The sequence below is a fragment of the Acidovorax sp. 35-64-16 genome (genome assembly GCF_002281195.1).
In the GTDB taxonomy this organism is placed as follows: Bacteria; Pseudomonadota; Gammaproteobacteria; order Burkholderiales; family Burkholderiaceae_C; genus Acidovorax; species Acidovorax defluvii.
This window is the reverse complement of record NZ_NCFM01000031.1, coordinates 21,407-44,540: the sequence shown is the minus strand read 5'-3', so window position 1 is coordinate 44,540 and position 23,134 is coordinate 21,407. Positions and strand designations below refer to the sequence as shown.

The window sequence follows — 23,134 nt, the reverse complement described above, 5'->3', positions numbered from 1 at the left end:
TGGCCGCGCCGCCCGACATCAAGCTGCTGCCCGACACGTCGAAGCTGCGCCCGTCGAAGCTGCCGGGCTACGCCATCGCGATGCAGAAATGCGCGATCTGCCATTCGGCGGACTACGTCAACTACCAGCCGCCCGGCATGACGCAGACGCAGTGGACCGCCGAGATGGCCAAGATGCAGCACACCTACGGTGCGCCGATCAGTGACGACGAAGTCAAGCAGGTGGGTGCCTACCTGTCGGCCGCCTACGGGTCCGCGAAGGCCACAGACGCCAGTGTGATCGCCGCCTCCACACCCGCGCCTGCGCCGCCCGCTCCGCCAACGTCACCGGGTGCTGCGGCCGCGCCACCAGCCGGTGGCGCGAGTGTCAACGTTCAAGCGCTTCTTGCGAGCAACGCGTGCCTGAGTTGCCATGGCCTGACCCAGAAGATCGTCGGTCCGGGCTATCACGACGTCGCCGAGAAGTACAAGGCCGATCCGCAGGCGCAGTCGAAGCTGGAGGCCAGCATCCGTGGCGGCAGCGTCGGCAAGTGGGGCAGCGTGCCGATGCCGCCTTTCGCAGCGCTGAAACCCGAAGAGGTGAAAGCGCTGGCTGCGTTCGTCTTAAAGCAATAAGCACGCCCCCGATCGCCGGAGCGAAGACTCCGGCAACGACCAAAACCCCCACGAGATTAAAAAAATGACTCCCACGAATCGCCGCTTTTTCATCTTGCAAGTTGCCGGCGCGGCAACTGCGTTGTCCGTCTCCGCCGCCCACGCACAGTCCGGCGGCCCGAAGCTGGCCGAGACCGATCCTCAGGCCGTGGCGCTTGGCTATAAGGAAGACACCACCAAGGTCGACGCCAAGAAATTCCCCAATCACGCGGCCAGCCAGAACTGCGCCAACTGTCAGCTGTTTCAAGGCAAGCCTAAGGAAGCGACGGGCGGCTGCCCGCTGTTCGCCGGCAAGCAGGTCGCTGCTGCGGGCTGGTGCAGCGCATGGAACAAGAAAGCGGCATGAGCAGCGGCTTCGTTCGTGCAGGCATCCTCGGGTTGCTGGTCGCAGGGAGCACGTTGACGCAGGCGGCCGATATGCACGCGCACGGTATGAAAGCCGAGGGCGTCGTGCCTCCCAGCTTCATGGCCAGCACGGCCAAGCCCTTCGATGCGCTGATGGGCGATGCCATGGCCGTAATGGACCACGACATGCACGCCGCACCCACGAATGGCCAGCCCGCGCACGACTTCATGACCATGATGATTCCCCATCACCAGGGCGCCATCGATATGGCCAAGTCGATCCTGCTCAACACGCAAGACCCGGAAGTGCGCAACCTCGCGCAGGGAATCATCACCGAGCAGGCCAACGAGATCCGGCTGATGCAGGGCTGGCTCGCACGCCACGCATCACCCACCAAGTAGTCGCTCCAGACACGTCGAAGAAGGACCTTTCATGAATTCACTCAACCCCCTTGTCCTTGCCATGGCGCTGGCCGTTGCATCTTTCGCTGCATCGGCAGCTTCCAATCCCGGCGACCGCGTCTACACCGCAGACCAGAACACCAACACGGTGTCGGTGATCGACCCCAACACCAACGCATTGCTCGGCCAGATCAAGCTGGGCAACCAGCGCCCCGACGTGCTGTCGCCGATCTACAAGGGCGAGATCAACATTCACGGCCTCGGTTTCTCGCCCGACCACCGCACGCTGGTCGTCATTGCCAACGGCTCGAACTCGGTGACCTTCATCGACACGGCGACCAACAAGGTCAGCTACTGGGCTGACCCGCGCTTTGTCGCCAAGCGACCTGGCGGCGACGGCCCCCCGGACAACTTCTATCGGGCGATGGCGAACGGCTCGATGAAGCAGGTGGTCAACACGTTGCACGACGACAGCGAGGCCGCGAGAGACATTGCGGGCCTCAACGCCCTGGTGTCGTGGCATTTCTGGTACTTCGGCGACCAGAGCCCACCGCTGCCGACCGATCTGGTGCACCTGACGCATTCGGGCCAGGGACACTCGCTGCACCGGCGGCGGCGGGCTGATGACGTCGCCGTGCTGCAGCACTGGCTGGACCACTGGCCAATGGGCCGCAACGGAGCGCCTGTCGATGCCTGGCGGCCCCGCGTGTTCGTCACGAGGCGGGCCTGAAGCCGCGGTGGCCGAGCGCTGCTCTTATTCAATTTTTCTGATGAGACTCTCAATGAATTTCCAGCCATTCGTTGCAGCGGCATTCGCCATCGCCATCGCAGCCGGTGCCCCGCCCGTTTTTGCACATGGCGACGACAGGCCGGCCGCAGTCGCCGGTGGTGCCGAACTGCTCATACAGGGTGGGCAACTCGGCAAGTCCGTGTTTCCTGACGGTAATACCGCCCGTGGCGGCCAAGGCCAGCCGGTAGATGGCATCGAAGGTTCAAGCCAGGAGATGCTCAAGACCCATTTCCATGCCCACCTGGCCATTTACTACAAGGGCGAACAGATCGCAGTGCCACGCGGCATCGGCATCATTGCGCCACTGCGCATCGATCGCGGTTTTGTCAGTGGTGGCAAGGGTTTCTACTGGCTGCACACGCATGATGCCAGCGGCATCCTGCATGTCGAATCGCCGAACGACCGGGTGTACACGCTGGGCAACTTCTTCGACGTGTGGGGACAGCCGTTGGCGGCCGACAACGTGGCAGGGCTCAGGGGCGCGCTGCGGGTGTATGTCAACGGCAAGGTGCAATTCACGCCGGTGCGCGACCTTCCGCTCAAGCCGCACGACCAGATCGCGCTGGTGATCGGGCAACCCTCGGCGTCTCCTGTGACGTACACGTTTCCCGATGGGCTGTGAAGTACTGGCCAAGCTTCAGTGCATCACGCAGTGGCAATAGACAAACTGCTGCTCCACGCCTGCGGGCGTCCGATGGGCTTCCGACGCATGTTCGACCAGTTCGAAGGTATCGCCGAACTGGGCGTGCAGCGCATCGGGCGCATACCGCATCACCGGGAGCCCGCTGCACTGCATCGGCCCGTCCGGCCCGAACACCGCGACAATGACGTGACCGCCGGGGCGCACAGCCTGGCGCACTTGTGCGATGTAGGCCTGGCGTTGCTCGGGTGTGCTCATGAAATGAAAGACGGCCCTGTTGTGCCAGATCTCGTAGGCTTGTGCGGGCAAGGCAAGCTGAGTGATGTCTCCCGCAAGCCATCGCACCCGCCGGGCGTCGAAAGCGAGCCGTTGACGGGCCACGTCGAGCGCACTCTCCGAAATGTCGAGCACAGTGACGTCGAAGCCATGCAGTCCGAGCAGATCGTCCACCAGTGTCGAAGTACCGCCTCCGACGTCGATGACCCGCGTCTGACCGCCAGCAGCAATTCGCTTGATGAGTCCGAGGGACCGGTCCGCATGCGGTTGAAACCAGCTCAGCGTACTGGACGACTTCGTGCTGTAGACACGCTCCCAATGCGACTTGTCCTGCATGGTTCCAATTCCTGAAAATTTGGGCATGGCAAAACATCTTGCCAGTCGAAGGACCAAATTATTTGCGTGCTTCAAGCTGGCTGTAAACCGCCTCGGCGACCCGCAGCATTTCCTGCTTGCTGTCGCCTGAAGAGATGGCGTAGCCAAAGTCCTTGTCGACCCAGTAGAAGACATTGACTGGGCCGTCCTGGCCGAACTTGAAGGCCGTCTCGCGTCCGGCGTCCTCGCGAGTGACGTACAGCGTCAGACGCTCGCCCTTCGCGCCTTCGAACATGAACTGCGCGACCGGTCCTTTGTCGCCCGGCAGTAGTCGCCCGCCGATGAGCCCGTAGCCCAGGGCGCGCAGATCGGGCGGCTTCACTTCGGTGCCCATGCGTTTGGTCAGCCAAGTGACCAGCGCCTGCTCCTGGTCAGCGCCGACCTCCACCGGACGACGCACGTCCGGGCTGTAGACCACGTGGGCCACGGCCGCGCGGTGGGCAAAACCATTGAGCGTGCCCGCCCGCGCCGCGGCCAGCGTGGCACTGCGCTGCAGTTGCCCGTCGTAGGCGCCACGGCCCCACCAGGCCGACCCGGTGCTGACGACCGCGATCGCCACGCCGGCTGCCAGGGAGCGCCACGGCCATTCCTGCCAGCCCGCCCCCGGCGCCGGCTTCAGCGGCAGGCGCAATGGCAAGGGCTCGGACAGGACCGGATCGAGCAACTGCCTGAGCGCCAGGTTCTGCGCGCGCCAATCGTCCACGCGCTCGCGTTCGGCCGGATGCGCATCCAGGAATGCATCAATTTCGACATGCCGGGTCGGGTCCAGAAGGTGGTCCGCGTAAGCATGCAGATCGGCTTCGGTCACCGGCTTACTGCCGTCGGTGGAAATGGGTTTGAGTGGGGGAGAGTCCATGTCACTTGATCCTGCGCAGGGGTGCGACCGCTTGGGCTGACGGCGCGCGGCCTTGCAGTTCCTGCCGCAGCTTGTCGCGGCCGCGCGCCAGCCGGGACATCACCGTGCCAATGGGCACGCCGAGCGCGGTGGCGGCTTCTGCGTAGCTCATTTCCTCGACCGCGATGAGCAGCAGCACCTCGCGTTGCTCCACGGGCAGCCGCTGCAGGACGCGGTCCAGGTCGCGGACCTCGATGCCGTCGGACTGGCTGGCGCGCTGCGGGATTTCGGGCAGGTCGTCGCCTGCGCTGTCCTCGGGTCGGCTGCCCCTGGCGCGTACGCCGTCGATGAAATGGTTGTGCATGATGCCGAACATCCAGGCCCGGACGTCTCCGCGTTTCTGCCAGAGCGAGAACCGGCTCCACGCCCGCTCCAACGTGTCCTGCACCAGGTCGTCGGCACGCGTGGCGTCCGACACCAGCCCGCGCGCGTAACGGCGCAGGCCGGGAATGCAGGCGACGATCGCGGCTTCGTCCTGTGCGCGCATGGGCTGGAAGTTCGTCCTCGTGCCGACCAGCCTGATCAGGGCTTGATGACGTGCCAGACGTTCTTGAAGTTGTCGCCGGTCATGTCGCCGGCCTTCATGTCGGACTTATAGAGGTAGACCGGCTTGCCCTTGTAGGCCCACTGCTTGGTGCCGTCGTCTCGCGTGACAAGGGTCATGTCGCCTTCGGGCTTCGCGTCCGCTTCCGCCATCACCGGCGGCCACAGTCCGGCGCACGGGCCGTTGCAGGCGCTCTTGCCGCTGCCGGCGGTGTCGTTGTCGAAGGTGTAGAGCGTCATGCCGCTGGTGTTGACCAGCATGCCGCCGGCCGTCTTCACTGGGGCGGCAGCCTGGGCGAAGCCAGCCGACGCGGCGGCGATGGCGAGAACGAGAGTCGAGACGAGGTGCTTGTTCATGGGAGTCCTTTGAAGGAAAAGTGGAAAAGACACTGCATAGACGCACGGCAGTGCCTGTCTATTCCAATGATTTCCAACAATTTGCGGCGCGGACCGGTTCGGTCTTTGCGTTGACGCCTTGGGCAACACTGTACCGATGGAGCAACTGCACGCGCCGGTCGACGATAGGGCGATGATCAAGGGGCCTTCAAGGGTGAGGGGCCACTGGTAGTGATGGATCCGAGCTTCTCAGCCAGCGTCGATGCCGAAAGCTCGCCCGTTCGCGTGTTGATCAACCGTCCCGTGGCGTCTAAAAACAGCGTGGTCGGGAGTCCTCGCTGTTCAAATGCCTTCAGCGCCTGACTCTCCCGGTCCAAAAGAACATTGCGCAGCGGCAGGTTGCGAGCAGCCAGCCAATGGCCCACCCGCTCTGCAGACTCACCCTAGGGCAAACGTTGCCTTTAGTGTATGCGCCCCAGGCTAGTGTCTTTCCGCCACGGTATGGGCCGGAGCGGCCATTGGCTCCAAGAAATCGAACGACCGTCGTCAGCCTGGAGATGTCTACCGGTGTATCGCATCGACGGACAGCTCCAGGTCGGGAGCGGATGGCAACAAACAGCTTGTCTCAGACTCTCTTGTCCGTGAAGAAGACGCCCCGCTCTCCCAAAGCTCGTTGGACTTGCCTGCCTATTTCGCGGGCGCGAAAATCAGTCATGTGCAACCGCTACACGCCCCCTGCCCTGCTGGACATAGAACGTGAGTGGGCGGTCGGCAGGCCCAATCCGATGCGCTGGTGGGATGAGGTTCTTTTCCCACGCGGAACAGGCCCGTTCATTCGCCGGGCGCGAGAGTCGGCGGACTACGAGCGCGAGCTGGTAGCCGGGCAATGGGGACTGATCCCCTGGTTCGCAAAGGAGCCCAAGCTCAAGTACCCGACGAACAATGCGCGCAGCGAAGAACTGGCAGACAAGGCCAGCTACAAGCACCCTTGGGCTCGGGGCCAGCGCTGCATCATCCCCGCCAGCGACTTCGATGAACCTAATTGGGAAACCGGGCGCAATGTCTGGTGGCGGTTCAAACGGGCTGATGGTGCGCCGTGGAGTCTTGCCGGGCTATGGAACGTCTGGACGGACAAGGCCACGGGCGAGACGCATGAGAGCTACACGATGATCTTAGGGGGGTCTCACGTTACTTAGCTGTCCCGCCTGCTAGATTCCCCGGTTTCCCCGAATTGCCTCTTTGAGGCGAGTAGCGGGAGGGGGTCCGGGGGAGGGACAATGCGTGTGGATAACAAGGTGCTCGACCGCTGGCAACAGCTGGATGCAAGCCAGGTACTTATTGCTGTCGCGGACTACGCAAAGGAGGACAGTTCGTTTGTGCCGGCGAAAAATGCGGCGACTACGCGGTGGCAGGCCCGAGTCGGACAGAGCGAGTTCGAGCTGCTGTTGACCGGGCCGAAATTCTGGGATGCCCGGGCCAACCGTGGTGGGGGCGGTGCCGTGGATCTGGTGATGCACCTCAATGGCTGCCACTTCAAGCCCGCCGCGGCGTTCCTGGTGGAACGCGGGCTGTGAGGTTGTTTCTCTCGGACGAAAGCCTAGTCGTGCAGGGTCGCGCCTTCGTGGGCTTCCCTCTGCTGGTCCATAGAGACGGCACGGCCGTGGAGCCCGCGCAAAGCTTCCTGTGGGACGTGCTCACAACCAATGGGAGGGCGCAGAGTCCACTGACCTGGGCCAAGTATGGCCGGGACATCTACGACTACTTCGCGTTTCTCGACGCCAACGAACTGGATTGGCAGACCGTCCCCTCGAGAGGCATGCCGAGCGTCGTGGACTGGTATCGCGACTGGTCCAAGGGGGAGATCGGTCTTGATTCGGTCACGATCAACGCCAGGCTGCGTCTGATTGCTCGGTTCTACCGATGGGCCCAGCAAATGGGTTTCATCAAGCAATTGCCCTTCCGCTATCAGGTCGTCCGCGTAGCGCGCACACCGGGGTTCCTGGCGCACGTGGACGCGTCAGCGAACCTGGTCGAGGTGCCCAGTGCGATGCTGTCTCAGAAGTCGGCGCCAATTAAATTCCTCACGATGGAACAGGTGCTGGTGTGCCTCGGTGTCCTGAGCAACATAACCCACCGCATGATGTTCGAGCTCATGGTCCGCTGCGGATTGCGCCAGATCGAATGCAGGACCTTCCCGGTCAAGTACCTGTTCGACCCGGCCAGACGGCGCGACTTGGTGCAGGGCCAAATGATCCGCTTACCTTTGAGCAACAAGGACATGAAGCTCAAGTATGACAAGCCGCGCGCTATCGACGTCCCTTATGACCTGATGGAAGACCTTTGGTGGTATGCCGCGCGACACCGCAAATCACGTCAGCGGGCGGCTGGTGCCGGCGCAACCAGCACGTCTTTGTTCCTCACTCAGAACGGGACCCCTTATGGAGACACAGCCCTCACCGACATCTTCGTGGCCCTGGAGAAGCGCGTGGGCTTCAGGGTGCGCCCCCATATGCTTCGGCACACCTATGGAACGTACACGCTGTGGAAGCTGCGGAAGGTCGGCTTCGACGGAGAGCCATTGCTCTACGTGCGGGATCGGATGGGTCACAGCAGCGTGAGCACCACTTCGATCTACCTGCATCTAATCAATCAATTGGGGGCGCAACTCGTTCTGCTGTGGGAAGACGAAATCGATGCGCTGTTCGGGATCGAGGGATAGCATGGGCCGACAAAGGAAAAACTTCAAGGCCGCAGATCCAGTAGCGATACCGGGGCGTCCAGAAGCGACGGAGCCAGCATCAGCGGAAGTCGCGCTCCCCAAAAACCCCACCAGTACTCACAAGATCGACCTGGGCGAGTGGCTGGGCAAGGGTATTGACGAATGGGTGGTCAGCTGCTCGCTGCAGCTGCGCGCCTTCATTCAAGCCAAAACCGTAGCGCCGTCCTCAGTCGTCTCCTACGGCAAGGCGCTGAGATACTTCTTCGACTATCTCGCGACCGAAGGCGCCTTGGCCGGTCCCGCTGGGTTGGACCGTAGGCAGCTGGACCAATACGTTGCCTGGCTGAAAGCTGGCAGAGGCCCCGGTAGCGAGGTCTCACAGAAGAATGCCTACAGCCACACTAAGTCAGTTCTACAAGGGTTGATCGACCGGCGCGTGATCGAACCGCAGGACGGCCTGTTCCCGGCCAACCCCTTCCCCTCGATCAACAGCAAGAAAAAGGGCCAGACTCCGCTGTCTCAGGCCGAACGAGTCAGGCTGGCAGATGCCTTGCGAGCTGACGTCATCGCGTTGCACAACGGGACGTTCAATGCCTCCAACGGACAAGCCCTGACGGTGTATGCCTTGGCGCTCGCGATGCGAACCGGCCTGAACACCACGCCACTGCTGGAACTCAAGCGGGACTGCCTGAAGCCGCATCCGTTCATGCCGCGCATGCGCCTGATCGAGGCGTTCAAAGGACGGGGGAATGCCACCCAGATCAAGGCCCTTCGATATACGCGCAGCGTCGAGGTGCCCACGTCGATCCCCATGGACGGCGTCGCGCTCTTCGAGCATCTGCTCAAACGCACCGAGCCACTGGTGGCCATCGCCCCAGCGGAGCTCAAGGACAGCGTTTGGCTTTACCAGGCGCAAGCCAAGGCCCACTGGGGTACGCTGACCAAACTGGATGGATCGGTACTCGGCTACAACGTCGCCGGCTTCGTGAGCCGGCACGGCCTTCTCGGTGACAACGGCCGGCGGCTCGCTCTGAATGCCTCCCGCCTGCGCAAGACGATGGAGAACAGGCTGTGGCGTTTGAGCAATGGCGACCTGTTCACGGTGGCGGCCATCATGGGCCACGACCCCAAGGTCGCTGACCAGAGCTACCTGTCGGTCACCGACGAGATGAGGTCGAACGCTGTCTTCGTGGGCGAGGCCTTGCCCGACACATACCGCACGGCAAAAGGGCCTACGCCACCGCCACTGGAGCGCACACCAACTGGGCGCTGCAAGGACAGCCTTCACGGCGACCGGGCACCCAAGGACGGCACGCACTGCATCGATTTCTTGAGCTGCTTCAGCTGTCGCAGCTACACCGTGGTCGGCACCAGTGAAGACCTGCACCGCCTCTTCAGCTTCTACTGGTTCCTGGAAGCCGAGAGCAGGAACACGAGGTCCCGCGAATGGGCTGAATACTTCACGCTCATACGCACTCAAATTGACCTGTTCACCATGGACAAATTCGATGAGGAACTGGTGACCCAGTCCAGAGAGGCCGCCCGCAGCAAGCCTCTGAAATTCTGGAGTCGGTACCGCATCTCGGGAGGCGCACTTGCCTAGCCACGCACAACCATCGATGGCCCCGGCAACCGCCCCTGACGGCGCGCCAGCTGACCTGGTCGTCAGCTCTGCGCCGGGCCCGGCCGGCGCCACCCAAGTCCTGAGCCGTTACCGCGACGACGTGTGGGAGCTGTGGCCCTACTTCGAGCAGTCGAACCTGACCCCCAGCAGCAAGCGCATCGACTGGGCAAACGTTCCTGAGCAATTCAGGGCCGAGTGCAAGGCGGTGGTCTACCGCTACTGGAAGGAAGGCTTGCCGGGAACGACTCCTCCGATTGCCCGTTCAATCGTGATGCTGACGTGGCATATGGTCGTGGTGTTCAAGTATCTCGCGCAACTCGGCGTGCGCGGCCTGGGCCAGGTGCATCCGATCCACATATCGGGGTTCATCCATCACCGGCGCACAGTGGACCGCGTCAAGTCAGGCACGCTCGTTCGCAACTTGCTTGGAATCGAACTGCTGTACCGATTCCGCTCAGAAGGTGTCGACTCCTTGGGCTTCCATCCTTGGCCGGGCTCATCGGCGGGTGACCAGGCGGGCCACACCGGCCCGGCCCGCTCCACTGGGGGTACGGCCTTGATCCCGCCGGCGGTGCTCCAGCAGCTCTACGTCACCGCCGAGGGCCTGCTGGCACGGGCGGACATCATGCTCAACGACCGGGACCTCGGCTTGCGCCTCACCGGATTCGATCCTGAGCTCAATTTACTCAGGGATGCGTGCTTCTTCCTGCTGGGCGTGCTCACTGGCATGCGATGCGAAGAGATCGCAGGCATTGAAGTTGGCGCAGGCCGCAAGGAGCGCAAGGAGGGCCTCGTCTACAACTGGGTCCAAAGCATCGAACACAAGACGAAAAAGGGGCGCGTTGAGTATCTGATGCCCGCCGTCGGCCACCGGGTGCTGAAGGTCATGGAGCGCTGGTCGGCGCCGCTGCGCCAGGAGCTCCAGAGTTGCGTGCTTCAACTGGAGGCCAACCACTCGCCCGTCGGCCTGCCAGAACGCATGCGTGTGCTTGCGGCCGCACGGGCGGACTGCAACCGCCTGTTCCTGGGCCGGGCAGGCCCGACACCGCAGATCCGGACCGTGTCCGGCCTGCATTGGGCCGGCCGGATGAAAGGCTTTGCCGCCTACGCCGGCGTTGATTGGCGCCTCTCGCCTCACCAACTGCGCCGGGCGTACGCCTGGACCTTCGTGCGGCATCGCCTGGGAAATGTCCTCTTCCTCAAGGAGCAGTTCAAACACTCGAGCATCGAGATGACGCAGCTGTATGCGGCGAACCCTATGCAAGATGACGCGCTGTTTGAAGACCTGTTCACGGAGATCAGTGCCCGAAAAGTCGAGCTGATCGAAGGCTGGCTCCACGCGGATACGCCCCTGGCGGGGCGCGCCGGCCAGCGAATCGTGAGCATGCGGGCCCACGACTTCCCTAGCCGCGAAACTCTCATCGAGGAGACGGCCGATTGGATCAATATCCGCAGCACCGGCCATTCGTACTGCTTGGCCCAGGATGATGGCTGTGGCGGGGCCGGTCTGTATGAGCCGTGGCGGTGCGGCGCCTGCAATGACTCTGTGATCGACAGTTCCCAGCGGATCGCGTGGCAGGCAATACACGCCCACCAACTGGAGCTCCAAGTGGAGGCCCGCGAGTTGGGACCGGCAGCGGTCCAGCGCGTGCAACGAGACCTCCACCGGGTCGAAGACGTCTTGAAGCAGCTGGGGCCGGGGATCGAACCGCTATGAAAGCCAGATGGGACCGACGCCAGGCGCCCGAAGAGGTTCGCGGGCGCAATCGAGACACAACGACCGCCGATCTGTGGGAGGCTCTGGCACGCCTGCAGCGTGCCGAGGCCGTTCCGACGATCACAGCCCTAGCGGTCGAGGTCGGCGTCACTCCAGCGTTGATTCACAACCGCTACCCGGATGTCGCGAAGGAGGTTCGCCGCCTGAGCGGCCGAGAGCCCGGCGCAAGCGAGGACAGCCTCAAGGCGGCGCTCAAACGCGAACAGGAGACTGCCCGTGATTTGCGCGCCGAGAACTTGGACCTGCGCAAGCAGCTTCAGGCCATGGCCTCGGTGAACGAAGCGCTGCGGCAGGAGGTCAGGATTCTGCATGCGACCGGCCACGCGAAGGTCGTGAGCTTCGTGCCCGGGGCACCGACACGCTAGTCGAATAGGGAAGCTGTTTGAGGAACGGCCTTAGCCGGCGCTCGCTCGACCGGCTCGCCGGTGGCTGCCAGGCGCTCAGGCGGACAAGCCTGCATGAAGTCCATCGAGCCTTCGGCGGGCGCGTCCAGCCAGGCGTCGTACTGGGATTCGTCCAGCAGGACGACCATACGCTTCTCTTCGCCTGGGCGGTGATAGTTGCACATGACGGGATGGGAGTCGGCGTTGACCGTCATGAGCGTGAAGGTATGAACGCGCTCTCCTGCAGGCGAATGCCAAGTGTTCCATAGCCCGGCGATCGCCAAGGGGCTGCCGTCGGCCGCGCTGATACGTGTGGGCACGTGCACGTTCGAGCGCCAGTCTGGCTCGTAGATGGCCTCAGCCGGGACAATGCAGTGCTGGGCCTTCTTCCAAGCGGCCTGGAACGGCCTCGCGGTGGCAACTGTTTCGGAGCGGGCGTTGTACGTCAGCTTCACCTTGCGCATATCGGTGGCCCAGAAAGGGATCAGGCCGAACCGCGCGACAACGGCCTCGCGCTCAGGAACCGCCTCGTCGCCCGATTCGAGCTCGGGCGGGCGCCTCACGATGGGCGCAAAGCGTCCTGGAAAGACATCTCGATCGAGAACATCCAAGCCGCTGTCGCGGATGGCTCGAAAGAATTCGCGCAGCCGCGCTGCGTCAAGAACCGAGTGGTAACGAGCGCACATTCTTTGAATTCTGCTTGGCCGCGCGCTCAAGTCCACCCAGGATGCCGCAGTTGACCGCGGCACGGCCAACCGAGCAGCTGCGGTGCAGTGAGCGCAATTCGGCTTCCAACGCCTTCAGCTCCCGGATGCGGACCACGACCTGCTCGATGTGACTTGCAATCAGCTCATCCACGACGCCGCAATTCTCGGAAGGAGCGTCTTTGAAGTGCAGCAGCGTGCGGATCTCAGCCAGCGTCATGTCCAGGCTGCGGCAGTGCCGAATGAAGGCGAGCCGCTGGGCGTGCTCAGCCGTGTAGCTGCGGTAGTTCCCCTCGGTCCGGGCGGGGGACGGCAGCAGTCCCTCGCGCTCGTAGAAGCGGACCGTTTCGGGAAGCGTATTGGTGGCCTTGGCCAGGTCGCCGATCTTCATGGATGAGCCGCCCTTGCAGCGGGCTTGACTTTGTAGTTGCTAGAGGGTTTCCAATTATGCAGTCCGAGGAATACCCATGAGCGCCACCACAAAATTCGAAAGTACCTTTGCCGTTCCGAAGATGGATTGCCCGTCCGAGGAGAACATGATCAAGATGGCCTTGCAAAGCGTCGAAGGCGTGCAGTCGCTCACCTTCGACCTGCCGGGCCGAAAGCTGGTGGCCGTGCATCGCGCGCCGGTCGCCGAGGTGTTGCAGCGTCTCGAACCGCTGGGCTTGGGCGCGAAGCTGGTGCATTCGGCCGCGGTAGACGATAGCGCCGCCGGCAGCTTCAAGAGCACCTTCCATGTCCCGAAGATGGATTGCCCATCGGAAGAGAACATGATCAAGTTGGCCCTGCAAGACGTTCCCGGGGTGAAATCCCTGTCCTTCGACTTGGCCAACCGCAAGCTGACCGCAGTGCATGGCGCTCCGGTGGCGCAGGTCCTGCAACGCCTGGAGCCGTTGGGTCTGGGCGCCAAGCTGCTGGAATCGGACGCGGTCATGGGTGACGACGATGAAATCGACCCGCCTGACAATGCGGCCGAGGCCAGGCTGCTATGGATACTGCTCTCGATCAATGCGGCCATGTTCGTGATCGAGATCGTGATGGGCTTCATCGCTCAATCGACCGGGCTCATCGCCGACTCGCTCGACATGTTCGCCGACGCTGCGGTGTATGGGCTGTCCCTGTTTGCCGTCGGCCGAGCAGCTGCCCTTAAGACGCGTGCGGCTCACACGGCGGGCTGGTTGCAACTGGCGCTTGCGCTCATGGCACTCAGCGAGGTCGTTCGACGCTTCATCGCCGGGAGCGAACCTGTCTCGGGCCTGATGATGGGGATGGGCCTGGTGGCCCTGATCGCCAACGTCATCTGCCTGGTCTTGATATCCAAGAAGCGGGATGCCGGTGCGCACATGAAGGCAAGCTACATCTTCTCGGCCAACGACGTGATCGCCAATGCGGGCGTGATCCTGGCTGGCTTCCTGGTGGCCATGACCGGATCCAACTACCCTGATCTGGTCATCGGCACCGTGGTGGGTCTGATCGTCTTGAACGGTGCCCGGCGCATCCTGAGTCTCAAATGACGAACCTGACAGCCATAGACGATCGGCAGCGCGGGGCAGCATTTGCTCACCTCGTGGAGCGGGCGAGATCCCGAGGACCTGACCGGTGGAAGGTCCTGGAGGCCGCGCACGTGCTTGGCCAAGAGCGCTTCTGGCTTCATCTGCGGAGTCATTGGTACATGCTGGCCCTGGCCGCGCGTGAGCGTGACGTGCGGGAAGCCGCGGGCCAGCTGTTTAGGATCCTGCTGGTGCCGCTTGGCCACCTCTCGGGCAGGCTGCCGCTTGGCAACCCTGGCCGGGCCACGGTCAGTGCCTTCGCGCCAATGCTGTGAGACCGGAACTCGCTGAAATTCTGTCCGCGTCAATAGCACTCACGGCCGAGCACGGTGCGGCAACGCGCTGAATCCAACCACGGCCCTGCGATCTGGTCTAACCAACAAGAACGATGAAGTATGTCAACCGACCAGCTCGCTGGTATTGCCTTGCGCTTGTAGTCTTTGCCGCAGACCAGACTGCCAAGACCTGGATTCATCTGACCACCCTGCTCGGCTGGTCGCGCGAGGTCGCACCGTTCTTCAGCCTGGTCCACGTACTGAACCCCGGCGCGGCCTTCAGCTTCCTGGCCGGCACCGGCGGATGGCAACGCTGGTTCTTCCTGGCCATCGCCCTGGGCGCGTCGGCCTGGCTCGCTTGGCTGCTCGCCAAGCCGGTGCGCAGCCTCGAGGGCTTGACTTATAGCCTCATCCTGGGCGGCGCCCTGGGCAATGCCTTCGACCGGGCTGTGCGCGGGTCCGTGATTGACTATCTGGACTTCCACCTGCACGGCTGGCACTGGCCGGCATTCAACATCGCCGACATGGCCATCGTTGGTGGCGCCGTTGGTCTCATTGCATCGTCAGTTCTGGGGCACCGCGAGGCAAACACATCCTCTCGAAGGCACACGTAACTGTTGCCGCTTAGCAGTCCCGACAACAAGGGAGCCCCCCAACCCGCGCGTGCAGGCGTGCTCTGCTGTGCGAAACTTCCTGATGACCAAAGGAATCATCGCGCTTGACGCTGACGGAGTCCTCCTGGACTACGGCTTGGCCTATGCCAGCGCTTGGCAGAAGGCGTTCGGCACGTACCCTGGCGAGCGCGATCCGCTCGCCTACTGGCCCATCGACAGATGGGAAGTGGAGCGAGTTGAAGGGGATAGGCTTGATCTGCTTCGGCGGGCCTTCGACAACGAGTTCTGGTCATCGATCCCGCCGGTTCCAGGAGCGATTGAGGCGTGCCACAAGCTCGCCGCGGCGGGCTACGAACTGGTATGCGTCACGGCCTTGCCTGCGGAATTCAGGGCAGCTCGCGAGCACAACCTGAGACTGCACGGATTCCCGATTCACCTGGTCCACGCCACCGACAACGTGGCAACGGCCGCGAGCCCTAAGGCCGACACGCTCAACTCCCTAAAGCCGATCGCCTTCGTCGACGACTACTTGCCGTACTTCGTGGGCGTCGATGCCGCGATCCATCGCGCATTGATTTTGCGTGGGATTACCGGGTCGCCCAACGCGGGCGACCTGTTGGTACACACGGATTCGCATCACGCCGACCTTCTTGCGTTTGCGAATTGGTGGTCGCAGCGCGCTGGTGATAAGTGCCGGTAACAGTTACTGCTGTTGAGAAACCATGCTGACCATCAACGCGGATATGCACCCGCTTATGAAGCGCATGCACAAGCCCGACCCGAAGGCGCCAGAAGACGCTCAGGACAAGCGCAGCGTGATTCCGATTGAAGCGGGGGATGTGGACACTTGGTTGGCGGGAACCGTGGAGGAAGCAAGTCGGTTGCTGCAGCTCGCCCCCGTCGAGTTGTTCGATGCCGGGCCAGCACAGCCCGGCTGAACTTGCCTCCGATTCGTTCATTGAGCCTGGTTTTTTGCAGCCAACGAACGCTCACGTTTGTCGCGTCGGTACTCCCATGGTGGCACAGGCTCAGGATCAACCCATAAGCCGCGCCTGCTGGCCTGGGCCTGCCTTTCCAATTCGTAGAGCCCACGGTCTTTCGCATACTGGCGATAGACCCAAGCCATGCCTTCGCGCACCATTTGAGCGTTCACGTCCACGTTCCCGAGATAGACAGTGCCGATGACTCGGCCATAACGATCACGCCCCGTCTCGGCCACACGGACCGACTGGCGAAACACCAGCTCGGCGAGCGCCTGCCTGGATCGCGTGCCGAAGGCTTGCCGCTTCTCGGGTGCATCACTTCGGAGAAATGGGTCATTTCGAAAGATCAGCTATTAGCGCCTTCATTTCTTTGATCTCTTCCTCTTGTGCTTTTATGATCCCGTCTGCCAATTTCCGCACTCGCTCGTCTTGAATATTTGCCCGAGTGCTGGTCAGGATGGCGATTGAGTGGTGCGGAATCATGGCGCGCATATATGCGACGTCGCCGATGGTGGCTTGGCTTCTCACCAATCCGAGCCCCGCAAGGAATAAGACCGCAGCAAGGAACAACACGCCCATGTTCGCACCCCGATTCGGATACATTTTCCACATGAACAGCATCATCACAGCCGTCATGATGCCCCCCATGATCATCGCCATGAAGAATCTCGTCCAACTAAAAAAGACGTGATCGATTTCGTAAGTGTTCAGGTACATAGCACCAAAACCGATAACGGTAGAGGCGGTGACCATGGCCCAGAAGCGCAAGTAGCTCGCTTTATGGCTTCCTTGATCATTCATGCTATCTCCAATTTTGATGCAGTGTTGCGCGCCAACCGACCGCTTTTGACGTTACTGCTACAAGCGTTGGGCGACTGTAGGACTTGGTCCAGTGTTGGCCGGCATGTTTCAGAGTGGAGGCCTATCTTCTACATTCGGTGTTCACGATACACAATTCCATTGGCGACCTGCAGCTCACGCACGTAGCGCACGATTTCGGCAATTTCACGGTCGCTAACTTGAGGTTGCGAGGGCATGTCGCCGAAGTTCCAATGGTGGCGGCGGACGCCTTGGCGAACCGCCGAAACAAAAGCTCCATCGGGGTGATGGCCAGGGTTGTAAATTTCGTGGAGCAGCGGTGGCCCTTTGTCCGTGCCAGTGCCGTTACTGCCGTGACAACGTGCGCAAGTCGCCTCAAACGCGACGAGCCCGGCCCGTCCCATCGTTGAATATTCAGGCACTTTAACGGCCTGGGTTGTGGTGGTTGACGCGGCTTGTGAATGCCGTTGGGTCTGCATCCAAAAAAGTGCTGCGCCGCCAGCGAGGGCGGCCACTAGAACGAAGAGCAGCCCCTTCCTGAATGACGAAGTGCTGAAGTTCATATCGTTCTTTCTTTTTAGATTATATTGGTCAGTCGAAATTTACTGCGCTTAAATCTAGATAGCTGAGGGGTTGAACCTTAACCAAATAAATACCTTCTTCCCCTCAAATCAGCTATCGCATTCAGTTCACGTAGGTTTTCGAGAAATACGCGTGTTCAGCAGCGGAGTGCTGATAATCCGGTTTCACCGTGTTGTGGGCAATTTTGTCGGTGTGACGTATTTTCCCACCGCCAACCGCGTAGGAATGTTGTGGCTCAACATAGCCACCGTCTCCGCCCAATTGCATTTCGCCAGAGCTATCAAATTTGCTCTGGCGAGACAACTGATAATCCTGCATGACTTGTTCACGCGTGACGGTGCTGGGCGTATTATGTTCAACAAAACCAATCTCTCCCCCTACCCAGTGGAGAGGTTGAGAGGCAAAGGCTGCAGTCACGGATGCACCTGCAAGTAGAGTAGCGATGGCAAGTTTACGAATAGTCATTTGAAATCCTTTATCGAGTTTTATTGACGCATACATTCAATTGAAAGTAGCGGGTGATGTCGAATCGAATCACTGAGACTAATGTAAATTCAAACCGCCAACATTCAGATGTCAAAAAAATTACACTTCAGTAATTTTGGCACTCCGAATTTATTGTTATTCAGGGAAGATCATTCCGGAAACATGAGATCCGGCATCGACGTGCAGCACTTCACCGGTGATGCCAGATGCGTAATCGCTCGCAAGGAGCAGCGCTGCACGACCTACTTCGCAGGCGTCAACTGTGCGTCGCAGCGGCGCCATCCGCATAGACTCGTTGAGCAAGTCGTCAAAGTGCTTGATTCCCGAGGCAGCTCGCGTCTGGACCGCACCTGCAGAAATGGCATTCACGCGGATATTGCTGCCTCCGAGCTCATGGGCCAGGTAGCGCACCGAGCTTTCCAGGGCGGCCTTGACCGGCCCCATCACGTTGTAGTGGTCGACGACCCTCTCAGCACCGAAGAAGCTCAGCGTAGTGAGGCTGCCGCCGCGGTCCATCAACGACTCGGCCAGCTTGGCCACGCGGATGAATGAGTGACATGACACAAGCATTGCCTCAGCAAAGCCCTCGGCAGAACAATCGGTCAGTCGCCCGTGTAGGTCCTCCTTGCGTGCCCAAGCGATGGCGTGAAAAACGAAGTCAAGACGGCCCCATTGGGTCCTAATGGACTCGAAAACAGCTTCGAGCTGTCCGGGAGACAAGACGTCACAGGGCAGGAATATCGGAGCAGCCAACTCATTGGCGAGCGGCTCGACAAAAGGTTTGGCTTTTTCGTTGAGGTAAGTAAGCGCGAGCTCGGCCCCTGCATTTCGGAAGTGTTGCGCGCTTGACCATGCCAAGCTGTGCTCGTTCGCAATGCCGACAACAAGGCCCTTGCGACCTCTCAGGTCGAGCGTCTCGGCGGAAGCTGGCGCAGATGTGGAAGTCACCATGTGGAGGCATCAATCTTCATTTGCCTACAGAGGGACGCGTTCCGCTTGCGGCGGCTCGCATCCTAAGCAAGAGTTCTGCGAGCATTTCGGGTTGTTCAAACATCAGCTTGAACGCGTGCTCAGAGGTGGCATCTCGGGTTTCGCGAGCCCTTTCCAGTGCCTGCGTGATTTTCCCGATGGCTTCACGCTCACGTTCGATGAGCGGGTTGTCATGCGCAAGCGGGTGCCGATTCGCTGCCAACGGCTCAGCGAGCGCCGCAACACCGCGCATCCATGGATTGAACGCTTCTGAGAGAAGGTACCGGCTGCTGCGCATTGGGTGCAGCCATTTCAGTATCTCTGCCGACCATGGTGTCGCCACAGCCTTCACCCAGGGACTCAAGAACGTCCGGTACATCGTCTCGTTTAACCGCGATACCTTTTCTACCCGGTCAAAGGCAGCACTGGGCATTTCATGCACGAGGTCTTCCACGCGGCGTGGTTCGAATCGAACGCCGAACGCGGGTTTATGGCAGTCAGGGTCGCCAGACGGGTTCTCGATCTTCATCTCGTAGAGACCTGGCGCAAGCGCCTCGATGTCCGCCAGGCTCTCCAGGATGGCCCGATGTTCAAGGCGTGCCACACTGGCAGAGACAAAAATTCCCAGATGGCCGACATGCGGGTTGGTCAGATAGACGATGCGCTGCCCTGCTCTCTTCAGGTCTGCAGTGTTGGCGTAGACCGCCGGGATCCAGCCAAGTGCTTGCTGCGGCGGCGTGATGTTGTCGCCATAGGAGGCGAAGATGACGAGGGGGCTGCTGATACGCCGCAAGTCTGCTGTGCATCCCTGACAGATCTGGAACAGGCCTTGCTCAATTTGGTTACCGATGAACAAATTCTCAACAATGGCGAGGATCTCCTCGCGGCTAAGAAAGTAGAAGCCCCCCCACCAACGCTCGAACTCCAGGAAGCGGTCTTGCTCGCTATCGACATTGGTGAAGAGGGAGGCGTATTTCTCCCAGATCGCTTTTTCGGGCTTGAGGTTTTCGAAATTCTGCGCGAGCCAGGCGCCGTCGAAGCGTCCGTTGCCAAGGTCAGCTGTCAAGTGCGCCAACCAAGCGCCGCCTAGCAGGCCTCCGGACAATCGCATGGGGTTGACGCCAGATTCACCAGCCCAGTACGACAAGGGCGAGCCGTTCAGCACCACCGGTCCGGTCAACCCCTCGCAGTCTGCAGCCAGCAGTGTCACTGCCCAGCCGGCCTGGCAGTTGCCATAGAGCACAGGGGGCTTTCCCGGGTGGCGCTGCGCCACGTCTTCGACGAAACGTCGCAGCGCATGCAGCACATCCGCCAGCGTCTGACCCGGTGCCGGTTCGGGAAAGAAAATAACGAAGTAGACCGGATGGCCTTCGTGCATAGCCATGCCGACTTCGGAGTCGTGTTTGAAGCCGCCGATGCCGGGGCCGTGGCCGGCGCGCGGATCGACCACGATCACGGGCGGCTTGTCGAGGTCGACGCAGTCGTCCCAGCAGTCTTCACCGACCTGCGTGATGCGCAGCAGTGCATAGTTGGCCGGGCGTTCAAATTCGCGTGCGTCGAGCAGCGTTTCATATTTGAAGTCGAGCAGCGGCGGCATGCCCGCGCGCTCGTGTTCGAGCATGTTGTTGGCGCGCTTGCGCAACGTGTCCCAGAACAGGATTGAGCGCTCGAAGAAGTCACGCTGGTACTCCATGAGTTCTTGTGCCGAGGGTGCATTCGCGTTATCCGATGCATTGACCTTCGGCTTATCGGGCGAAGCTATCGATTTCGCGTGTTTCACCGCGGCCCTCCCCTTGACCACGACATTTAGGCCTTGGGCAGGCTGGACATCCGCTTTGGGAACTCGCGTTTTCGCGTCAAGCGCGCGGGCGCTCGTTTGTTGTGCAGCATGCTTCATGATGTTCTCCGTTTCAATTTGGGAGGCAGACAAGGTGAGTGCAGATTCCGACCATCACGGCGATTTCCGACTTGATCGAACGGTCGAAGCACATGAACTGCTTTGGGTTGGGTATTTATGAAATGAGCTCCGCAGTTGCTTCTCAAAACTTATCCACCTTCGTGCTGCGCAAGCGCAGTGCGTTCGTGATGACCGAAAACGAGCTCAGGCTCATGGCCAGCGCGGCAATCAGCGGCGACAACAACCAGCCCGTCAATGGGAACAAAACGCCGGCCGCCAGCGGCACACCAAGCGCGTTGTAGACGAACGCAAAGCCCAGGTTTTGCTTCATATTCGCCACCGTGGCGACCGACAACGCTCGCGCTGCAGCGATGCCACGCAGATCACCCTTGACCAGCGTCAGTTGTGCGCTGTTCATTGCCACATCGGTTCCTGTGCCCATCGCGATGCCAACGTCGGCACGTGCCAGCGCCGGTGCGTCGTTGATACCGTCGCCAGCCATCGCGACGACACGACCTTCCTTCTGCAGGTTTTCGACGAGCGCCAATTTGTCTGCTGGTTTGACCTCGCCATGCACTTCGTCGATGCCCAAGCGCTTGCCCACGGCGAGCGCCGTCGTCAAACCATCGCCGGTGGCCATCACGATGCGCAGCCCCGATTTGCGCAGCGCGTCCAGGGCGTCGAGTGTCGTCGCCTTGATCGGGTCTGACACCGCCAACAGTCCGGCAAGTGCACCGTCCACCGCGAGATGCATCACGCTCGCACCCTGACTGCGCAACTCTTCGGCTTGCGCCGTGAGTGCATCCACCTTCACGCCGAGTTGATCCATCAGTGCGGTGTTGCCCAATGCCAGCGCCTTGCCTTCAACCGTGCCGCGCACACCGATACCAGATTCGGAATCAAACTGATCGGGCTTGGCCAGCGTCAAGCCTTGGTCTCGCGCCGCGGCGACGATGGCTGCAGCCAGCGGATGTTCGCTGCCTTGATCAAGGCTGGCCGCCAGGCGCAGGACCTCGTTCTCCTCGTACCCCTGCGCGGCCACGGCGCGCTCATAGGTCGGACGCCCTTCGGTCAGCGTACCGGTCTTGTCCACAATAAGCGTATCGATTTTTCGCAAATTCTCGATCGCCGCGGCGTCGCGGAACAGCACCCCACTCGTCGCACCCTTGCCGGTGGCAACCATGATGGACATGGGCGTGGCAAGACCGAGCGCGCAGGGGCAGGCGATGATCAGCACCGCCACTGCATTGATCAAACCGTAGACCCAGCCCTGCTCAGGCCCGAAGAGACCCCAAGCAAAGAAAGTCAACACAGCGATGGCGACGACAACCATAACGAAGTAGCCAGCGACCACGTCGGCCATGCGCTGCATCGGCGCGCGCGACCGCTGCGCCTGCGCCACCATCTGGACGATTTGCGACAGCACGGTCGCCGAGCCGACGTGTTCGGAGCGCATCACCAGTGCGCCGCTGGTGTTCATCGTTGCCCCGATTAGCTTGTCGCCCGCCCGTTTAGTTACCGGCATGGGCTCACCGGTCAGCATCGATTCGTCAAGGGCACTGCTACCTTCGACCACGATGCCGTCCACCGGCACCTTCTCGCCAGGTCGCACACGCAGCAGATCACCGACATGAACGTTGGCGAGCGGAATGTCTTCCTCGGTACCGTCAGCAGCGATGCGTCGTGCAGTCTTGGGTGCCAGGCCCAACAGCGACTTGATAGCGGCTGAAGTTTGTGAGCGAGCTTTGAGCTCCAGGATCTGGCCAAACAAGGTCAGTGAAATGATGACGGCAGCAGCCTCGAAATACACCGCCACACTGCCATCGGTGACGAAGGTCGCCGGAAAGATGTGCGGTGCGATGGTCGCCACCACGCTGTAGACGAAGGCAACGCTGGTGCCAAGCCCGATCAGGGTCCACATGTTGGGACTGCGGTTGATCACCGACTGCACGCCTCGCACGTAGAACGGCCAGCCTGCCCACAATGCCACCGGCAACGTCAGCACCAGTTCAATCCAGGGCTGTGTGCCTGAGGGGAACAAACCGAGCCGGTGCCCGCCCATGGCCAGAAAAGTCACCACCACCGTAAACGGCAGCGTCCACCAGAAGCGCCGCGTGAAGTCTGCCAGTTCCGGGTTTTCGTCATCGTCCAGAGTGGGCATCAGCGGCTCCAGCGTCATGCCGCATATAGGGCAATTGCCGGGATGGTCCTGCCGAATCTCCGGGTGCATCGGGCAGGTGTAGATCGTCCCAGCGACCGCTGGGGCGGTGTCCACCGGCGCAGCCGTGGCGAGGTACTGCGGCGGGTTCGCCGAGAATTTGCCTTGGCATTTGGCGCTGCAGAAGTAAAAGGGCCGCCCTTCGTACTCGATGTGATGCTCCGACTGTTCGGTCACGGTCATGCCGCACACTGGGTCTTTCAGGCCTGCTGGAGTCGATGCCGATAGCGGGCTATGGTGCGTGTGCCCCTCGTGGGCGTGGCTTGTGAGCGTGTTCAT

General features: G+C 61.4%; 28 protein-coding genes and 1 pseudogene. 16 read left to right on the top strand and 13 right to left on the bottom strand.

The annotated features are described in order from the left end of the window. The 5 genes from B7Y64_RS15215 to B7Y64_RS15195 form a co-directional block, all read left to right on the top strand. Positions 1–614 (top strand): c-type cytochrome (locus B7Y64_RS15215; protein WP_291329322.1); only part of this gene is annotated, 614 nt, incomplete at its 5' end. A gap of 64 nt (positions 615–678) precedes the next feature. Beyond that, positions 679–999 (top strand): high-potential iron-sulfur protein, encoded by a 321-nt coding sequence (locus B7Y64_RS15210; protein WP_055839826.1) that lies wholly within the window; start codon positions 679–681, stop codon positions 997–999. 71 nt (positions 1,000–1,070) lie between these two features. Then, complete coding sequence (locus B7Y64_RS15205) at positions 1,071–1,400, top strand: DUF305 domain-containing protein (RefSeq protein ID WP_236748896.1); 330 nt, start codon at positions 1,071–1,073, stop codon at positions 1,398–1,400. A 31-nt stretch (positions 1,401–1,431) separates the two neighbouring features. After that, positions 1,432–2,130 (top strand): hypothetical protein, encoded by a 699-nt coding sequence (locus tag B7Y64_RS15200; RefSeq protein WP_291329316.1) that lies wholly within the window; start codon positions 1,432–1,434, stop codon positions 2,128–2,130. A 52-nt stretch (positions 2,131–2,182) separates the two neighbouring features. Continuing rightward, positions 2,183–2,812, top strand: coding sequence for a hypothetical protein (locus B7Y64_RS15195; RefSeq protein ID WP_086929099.1), 630 nt, complete (start codon positions 2,183–2,185; stop codon positions 2,810–2,812). A gap of 15 nt (positions 2,813–2,827) precedes the next feature. On the opposite strand, the gene B7Y64_RS15190 is transcribed toward B7Y64_RS15195, so the two are convergent. The 4 genes from B7Y64_RS15190 to B7Y64_RS15175 are packed head-to-tail and all read right to left on the bottom strand — an operon-like array spanning position 2,828 to position 5,276. Beyond that, complete coding sequence (locus B7Y64_RS15190) at positions 2,828–3,442, bottom strand: class I SAM-dependent methyltransferase (protein WP_086929098.1); 615 nt, start codon at positions 3,440–3,442, stop codon at positions 2,828–2,830. Between the two features lie 58 nt (positions 3,443–3,500). Beyond that, positions 3,501–4,337, bottom strand: coding sequence for an anti-sigma factor (locus tag B7Y64_RS15185; protein ID WP_086929097.1), 837 nt, complete (start codon positions 4,335–4,337; stop codon positions 3,501–3,503). Between the two features lies 1 nt (position 4,338). Next, positions 4,339–4,863 carry a sigma-70 family RNA polymerase sigma factor gene (locus B7Y64_RS15180; protein WP_086929096.1) on the bottom strand — a complete coding sequence of 175 codons (525 nt, stop codon included), beginning with the start codon at positions 4,861–4,863 and terminating at the stop codon, positions 4,339–4,341. 35 nt (positions 4,864–4,898) lie between these two features. Next, the gene (locus tag B7Y64_RS15175; protein ID WP_086929095.1) at positions 4,899–5,276 is read right to left on the bottom strand and encodes a hypothetical protein; all 378 of its coding nucleotides are present in this window, start codon (positions 5,274–5,276) and stop codon (positions 4,899–4,901) included. A 692-nt stretch (positions 5,277–5,968) separates the two neighbouring features. Here B7Y64_RS15175 and B7Y64_RS15170 point away from each other — a divergent pair. The 6 genes from B7Y64_RS15170 (at position 5,969) to B7Y64_RS15145 (ending at position 11,740) form a co-directional block, all read left to right on the top strand. After that, complete coding sequence (locus B7Y64_RS15170; protein ID WP_324529744.1) at positions 5,969–6,451, top strand: SOS response-associated peptidase family protein; 483 nt, start codon at positions 5,969–5,971, stop codon at positions 6,449–6,451. An 81-nt stretch (positions 6,452–6,532) separates the two neighbouring features. Further along, a complete protein-coding gene (locus tag B7Y64_RS15165; protein WP_291329309.1) occupies positions 6,533–6,829 on the top strand; it encodes a hypothetical protein in 297 nt (98 codons plus the stop codon). Then, the gene (locus tag B7Y64_RS15160; protein ID WP_069106183.1) at positions 6,826–7,974 is read left to right on the top strand and encodes a site-specific integrase; all 1,149 of its coding nucleotides are present in this window, start codon (positions 6,826–6,828) and stop codon (positions 7,972–7,974) included. The genes B7Y64_RS15165 and B7Y64_RS15160 overlap by 4 nt, the downstream gene beginning before the upstream one ends. Position 7,975: 1 nt before the next feature. After that, positions 7,976–9,577 carry a hypothetical protein gene (locus B7Y64_RS15155; protein WP_291329306.1) on the top strand — a complete coding sequence of 534 codons (1,602 nt, stop codon included), beginning with the start codon at positions 7,976–7,978 and terminating at the stop codon, positions 9,575–9,577. A 16-nt stretch (positions 9,578–9,593) separates the two neighbouring features. Beyond that, entirely contained in the window at positions 9,594–11,315 is a 1,722-nt protein-coding gene (locus tag B7Y64_RS15150) for a tyrosine-type recombinase/integrase (RefSeq protein ID WP_083235514.1), read from the top strand. Beyond that, on the top strand, positions 11,312–11,740 hold the full coding sequence (locus B7Y64_RS15145) for a hypothetical protein (RefSeq protein ID WP_020228498.1): 429 nt from the start codon (positions 11,312–11,314) through the stop codon (positions 11,738–11,740). The genes B7Y64_RS15150 and B7Y64_RS15145 overlap by 4 nt, the downstream gene beginning before the upstream one ends. On the opposite strand, the gene B7Y64_RS15140 is transcribed toward B7Y64_RS15145, so the two are convergent. After that, entirely contained in the window at positions 11,737–12,444 is a 708-nt protein-coding gene (locus tag B7Y64_RS15140) for an SOS response-associated peptidase family protein (protein ID WP_082564899.1), read from the bottom strand. The two genes, B7Y64_RS15145 and B7Y64_RS15140, sit on opposite strands and share 4 nt — an antisense overlap. Continuing rightward, positions 12,416–12,853: a Cd(II)/Pb(II)-responsive transcriptional regulator gene (cadR, locus tag B7Y64_RS15135; RefSeq protein ID WP_020228496.1), complete on the bottom strand. Its 438-nt coding sequence runs from the start codon at positions 12,851–12,853 to the stop codon at positions 12,416–12,418. Before cadR ends, B7Y64_RS15140 begins: the two co-directional genes overlap by 29 nt. 76 nt (positions 12,854–12,929) lie before the next feature. On the opposite strand from cadR, the gene B7Y64_RS15130 reads away from it, so the two are divergent. The 5 genes and pseudogenes from B7Y64_RS15130 to B7Y64_RS15110 form a co-directional block, all read left to right on the top strand. After that, the gene (locus tag B7Y64_RS15130; RefSeq protein ID WP_056642836.1) at positions 12,930–13,976 is read left to right on the top strand and encodes a cation transporter; all 1,047 of its coding nucleotides are present in this window, start codon (positions 12,930–12,932) and stop codon (positions 13,974–13,976) included. Next, complete coding sequence (locus B7Y64_RS15125; protein WP_020228494.1) at positions 13,973–14,287, top strand: DUF3703 domain-containing protein; 315 nt, start codon at positions 13,973–13,975, stop codon at positions 14,285–14,287. Before B7Y64_RS15130 ends, B7Y64_RS15125 begins: the two co-directional genes overlap by 4 nt. 113 nt (positions 14,288–14,400) lie before the next feature. Further along, a complete protein-coding gene (gene lspA / locus B7Y64_RS15120) occupies positions 14,401–14,901 on the top strand; it encodes a signal peptidase II (RefSeq protein ID WP_291329294.1) in 501 nt (166 codons plus the stop codon). 82 nt (positions 14,902–14,983) lie between these two features. After that, entirely contained in the window at positions 14,984–15,601 is a 618-nt protein-coding gene (locus B7Y64_RS15115; protein ID WP_020228492.1) for a hypothetical protein, read from the top strand. Positions 15,602–15,620: 19 nt separating this feature from the next. Next, positions 15,621–15,839, top strand: a pseudogene (locus tag B7Y64_RS15110) (DUF159 family protein); the annotation flags it as partial. Positions 15,840–15,856: 17 nt separating this feature from the next. Here the strand turns inward: B7Y64_RS15110 and B7Y64_RS19010 are convergent. The 7 genes from B7Y64_RS19010 to B7Y64_RS15080 form a co-directional block, all read right to left on the bottom strand. Then, complete coding sequence (locus tag B7Y64_RS19010) at positions 15,857–16,231, bottom strand: thermonuclease family protein (RefSeq protein ID WP_291345554.1); 375 nt, start codon at positions 16,229–16,231, stop codon at positions 15,857–15,859. After that, positions 16,218–16,685, bottom strand: a complete 468-nt coding sequence (locus B7Y64_RS15105) for a DUF305 domain-containing protein (protein ID WP_291329288.1) — start codon at positions 16,683–16,685, stop codon at positions 16,218–16,220. Before B7Y64_RS15105 ends, B7Y64_RS19010 begins: the two co-directional genes overlap by 14 nt. 128 nt (positions 16,686–16,813) lie before the next feature. Then, a complete protein-coding gene (locus B7Y64_RS15100) occupies positions 16,814–17,266 on the bottom strand; it encodes a cytochrome c (protein ID WP_291329286.1) in 453 nt (150 codons plus the stop codon). A 121-nt stretch (positions 17,267–17,387) separates the two neighbouring features. After that, a complete protein-coding gene (locus B7Y64_RS15095; protein ID WP_291329284.1) occupies positions 17,388–17,750 on the bottom strand; it encodes a hypothetical protein in 363 nt (120 codons plus the stop codon). Positions 17,751–17,906: 156 nt separating this feature from the next. Then, a complete protein-coding gene (fabI, locus tag B7Y64_RS15090) occupies positions 17,907–18,722 on the bottom strand; it encodes an enoyl-ACP reductase FabI (protein ID WP_291329282.1) in 816 nt (271 codons plus the stop codon). Between the two features lie 16 nt (positions 18,723–18,738). After that, the gene (locus B7Y64_RS15085; RefSeq protein ID WP_291329327.1) at positions 18,739–20,433 is read right to left on the bottom strand and encodes a DUF3141 domain-containing protein; all 1,695 of its coding nucleotides are present in this window, start codon (positions 20,431–20,433) and stop codon (positions 18,739–18,741) included. Positions 20,434–20,779: 346 nt separating this feature from the next. Further along, positions 20,780–23,134, bottom strand: coding sequence for a heavy metal translocating P-type ATPase (locus tag B7Y64_RS15080; protein WP_291329280.1), 2,355 nt, complete (start codon positions 23,132–23,134; stop codon positions 20,780–20,782).

What these genes read in the sequence shown, in the direction of transcription:
- B7Y64_RS15085 (WP_291329327.1), bottom strand. Translation starts at nt 20,433, where the DNA reads ATGGAGTACCAGCGTGACTTCTTCGAGCGCTCAATCCTGTTCTGGGAC.
- B7Y64_RS15175 (WP_086929095.1), bottom strand. Translation starts at nt 5,276, where the DNA reads ATGAACAAGCACCTCGTCTCGACTCTCGTTCTCGCCATCGCCGCCGCG.
- B7Y64_RS15105 (WP_291329288.1), bottom strand. Translation starts at nt 16,685, where the DNA reads ATGAATGATCAAGGAAGCCATAAAGCGAGCTACTTGCGCTTCTGGGCC.
- B7Y64_RS15170 (WP_324529744.1), top strand. Translation starts at nt 5,969, where the DNA reads ATGTGCAACCGCTACACGCCCCCTGCCCTGCTGGACATAGAACGTGAG.
- B7Y64_RS15095 (WP_291329284.1), bottom strand. Translation starts at nt 17,750, where the DNA reads ATGACTATTCGTAAACTTGCCATCGCTACTCTACTTGCAGGTGCATCC.
- fabI (WP_291329282.1), bottom strand. Translation starts at nt 18,722, where the DNA reads ATGGTGACTTCCACATCTGCGCCAGCTTCCGCCGAGACGCTCGACCTG.
- B7Y64_RS15115 (WP_020228492.1), top strand. Translation starts at nt 14,984, where the DNA reads ATGACCAAAGGAATCATCGCGCTTGACGCTGACGGAGTCCTCCTGGAC.
- B7Y64_RS15140 (WP_082564899.1), bottom strand. Translation starts at nt 12,444, where the DNA reads ATGTGCGCTCGTTACCACTCGGTTCTTGACGCAGCGCGGCTGCGCGAA.
- B7Y64_RS15190 (WP_086929098.1), bottom strand. Translation starts at nt 3,442, where the DNA reads ATGCAGGACAAGTCGCATTGGGAGCGTGTCTACAGCACGAAGTCGTCC.
- B7Y64_RS15130 (WP_056642836.1), top strand. Translation starts at nt 12,930, where the DNA reads ATGAGCGCCACCACAAAATTCGAAAGTACCTTTGCCGTTCCGAAGATG.
- lspA (WP_291329294.1), top strand. Translation starts at nt 14,401, where the DNA reads ATGAAGTATGTCAACCGACCAGCTCGCTGGTATTGCCTTGCGCTTGTA.
- B7Y64_RS15100 (WP_291329286.1), bottom strand. Translation starts at nt 17,266, where the DNA reads ATGAACTTCAGCACTTCGTCATTCAGGAAGGGGCTGCTCTTCGTTCTA.
- B7Y64_RS15205 (WP_236748896.1), top strand. Translation starts at nt 1,071, where the DNA reads ATGCACGCGCACGGTATGAAAGCCGAGGGCGTCGTGCCTCCCAGCTTC.
- B7Y64_RS15155 (WP_291329306.1), top strand. Translation starts at nt 7,976, where the DNA reads ATGGGCCGACAAAGGAAAAACTTCAAGGCCGCAGATCCAGTAGCGATA.
- B7Y64_RS15200 (WP_291329316.1), top strand. Translation starts at nt 1,432, where the DNA reads ATGAATTCACTCAACCCCCTTGTCCTTGCCATGGCGCTGGCCGTTGCA.
- B7Y64_RS15165 (WP_291329309.1), top strand. Translation starts at nt 6,533, where the DNA reads ATGCGTGTGGATAACAAGGTGCTCGACCGCTGGCAACAGCTGGATGCA.
- B7Y64_RS15210 (WP_055839826.1), top strand. Translation starts at nt 679, where the DNA reads ATGACTCCCACGAATCGCCGCTTTTTCATCTTGCAAGTTGCCGGCGCG.
- cadR (WP_020228496.1), bottom strand. Translation starts at nt 12,853, where the DNA reads ATGAAGATCGGCGACCTGGCCAAGGCCACCAATACGCTTCCCGAAACG.
- B7Y64_RS15125 (WP_020228494.1), top strand. Translation starts at nt 13,973, where the DNA reads ATGACGAACCTGACAGCCATAGACGATCGGCAGCGCGGGGCAGCATTT.
- B7Y64_RS15195 (WP_086929099.1), top strand. Translation starts at nt 2,183, where the DNA reads ATGAATTTCCAGCCATTCGTTGCAGCGGCATTCGCCATCGCCATCGCA.
- B7Y64_RS15145 (WP_020228498.1), top strand. Translation starts at nt 11,312, where the DNA reads ATGAAAGCCAGATGGGACCGACGCCAGGCGCCCGAAGAGGTTCGCGGG.
- B7Y64_RS15080 (WP_291329280.1), bottom strand. Translation starts at nt 23,134, where the DNA reads ATGAACACGCTCACAAGCCACGCCCACGAGGGGCACACGCACCATAGC.
- B7Y64_RS15150 (WP_083235514.1), top strand. Translation starts at nt 9,594, where the DNA reads ATGGCCCCGGCAACCGCCCCTGACGGCGCGCCAGCTGACCTGGTCGTC.
- B7Y64_RS15180 (WP_086929096.1), bottom strand. Translation starts at nt 4,863, where the DNA reads ATGCGCGCACAGGACGAAGCCGCGATCGTCGCCTGCATTCCCGGCCTG.
- B7Y64_RS15185 (WP_086929097.1), bottom strand. Translation starts at nt 4,337, where the DNA reads ATGGACTCTCCCCCACTCAAACCCATTTCCACCGACGGCAGTAAGCCG.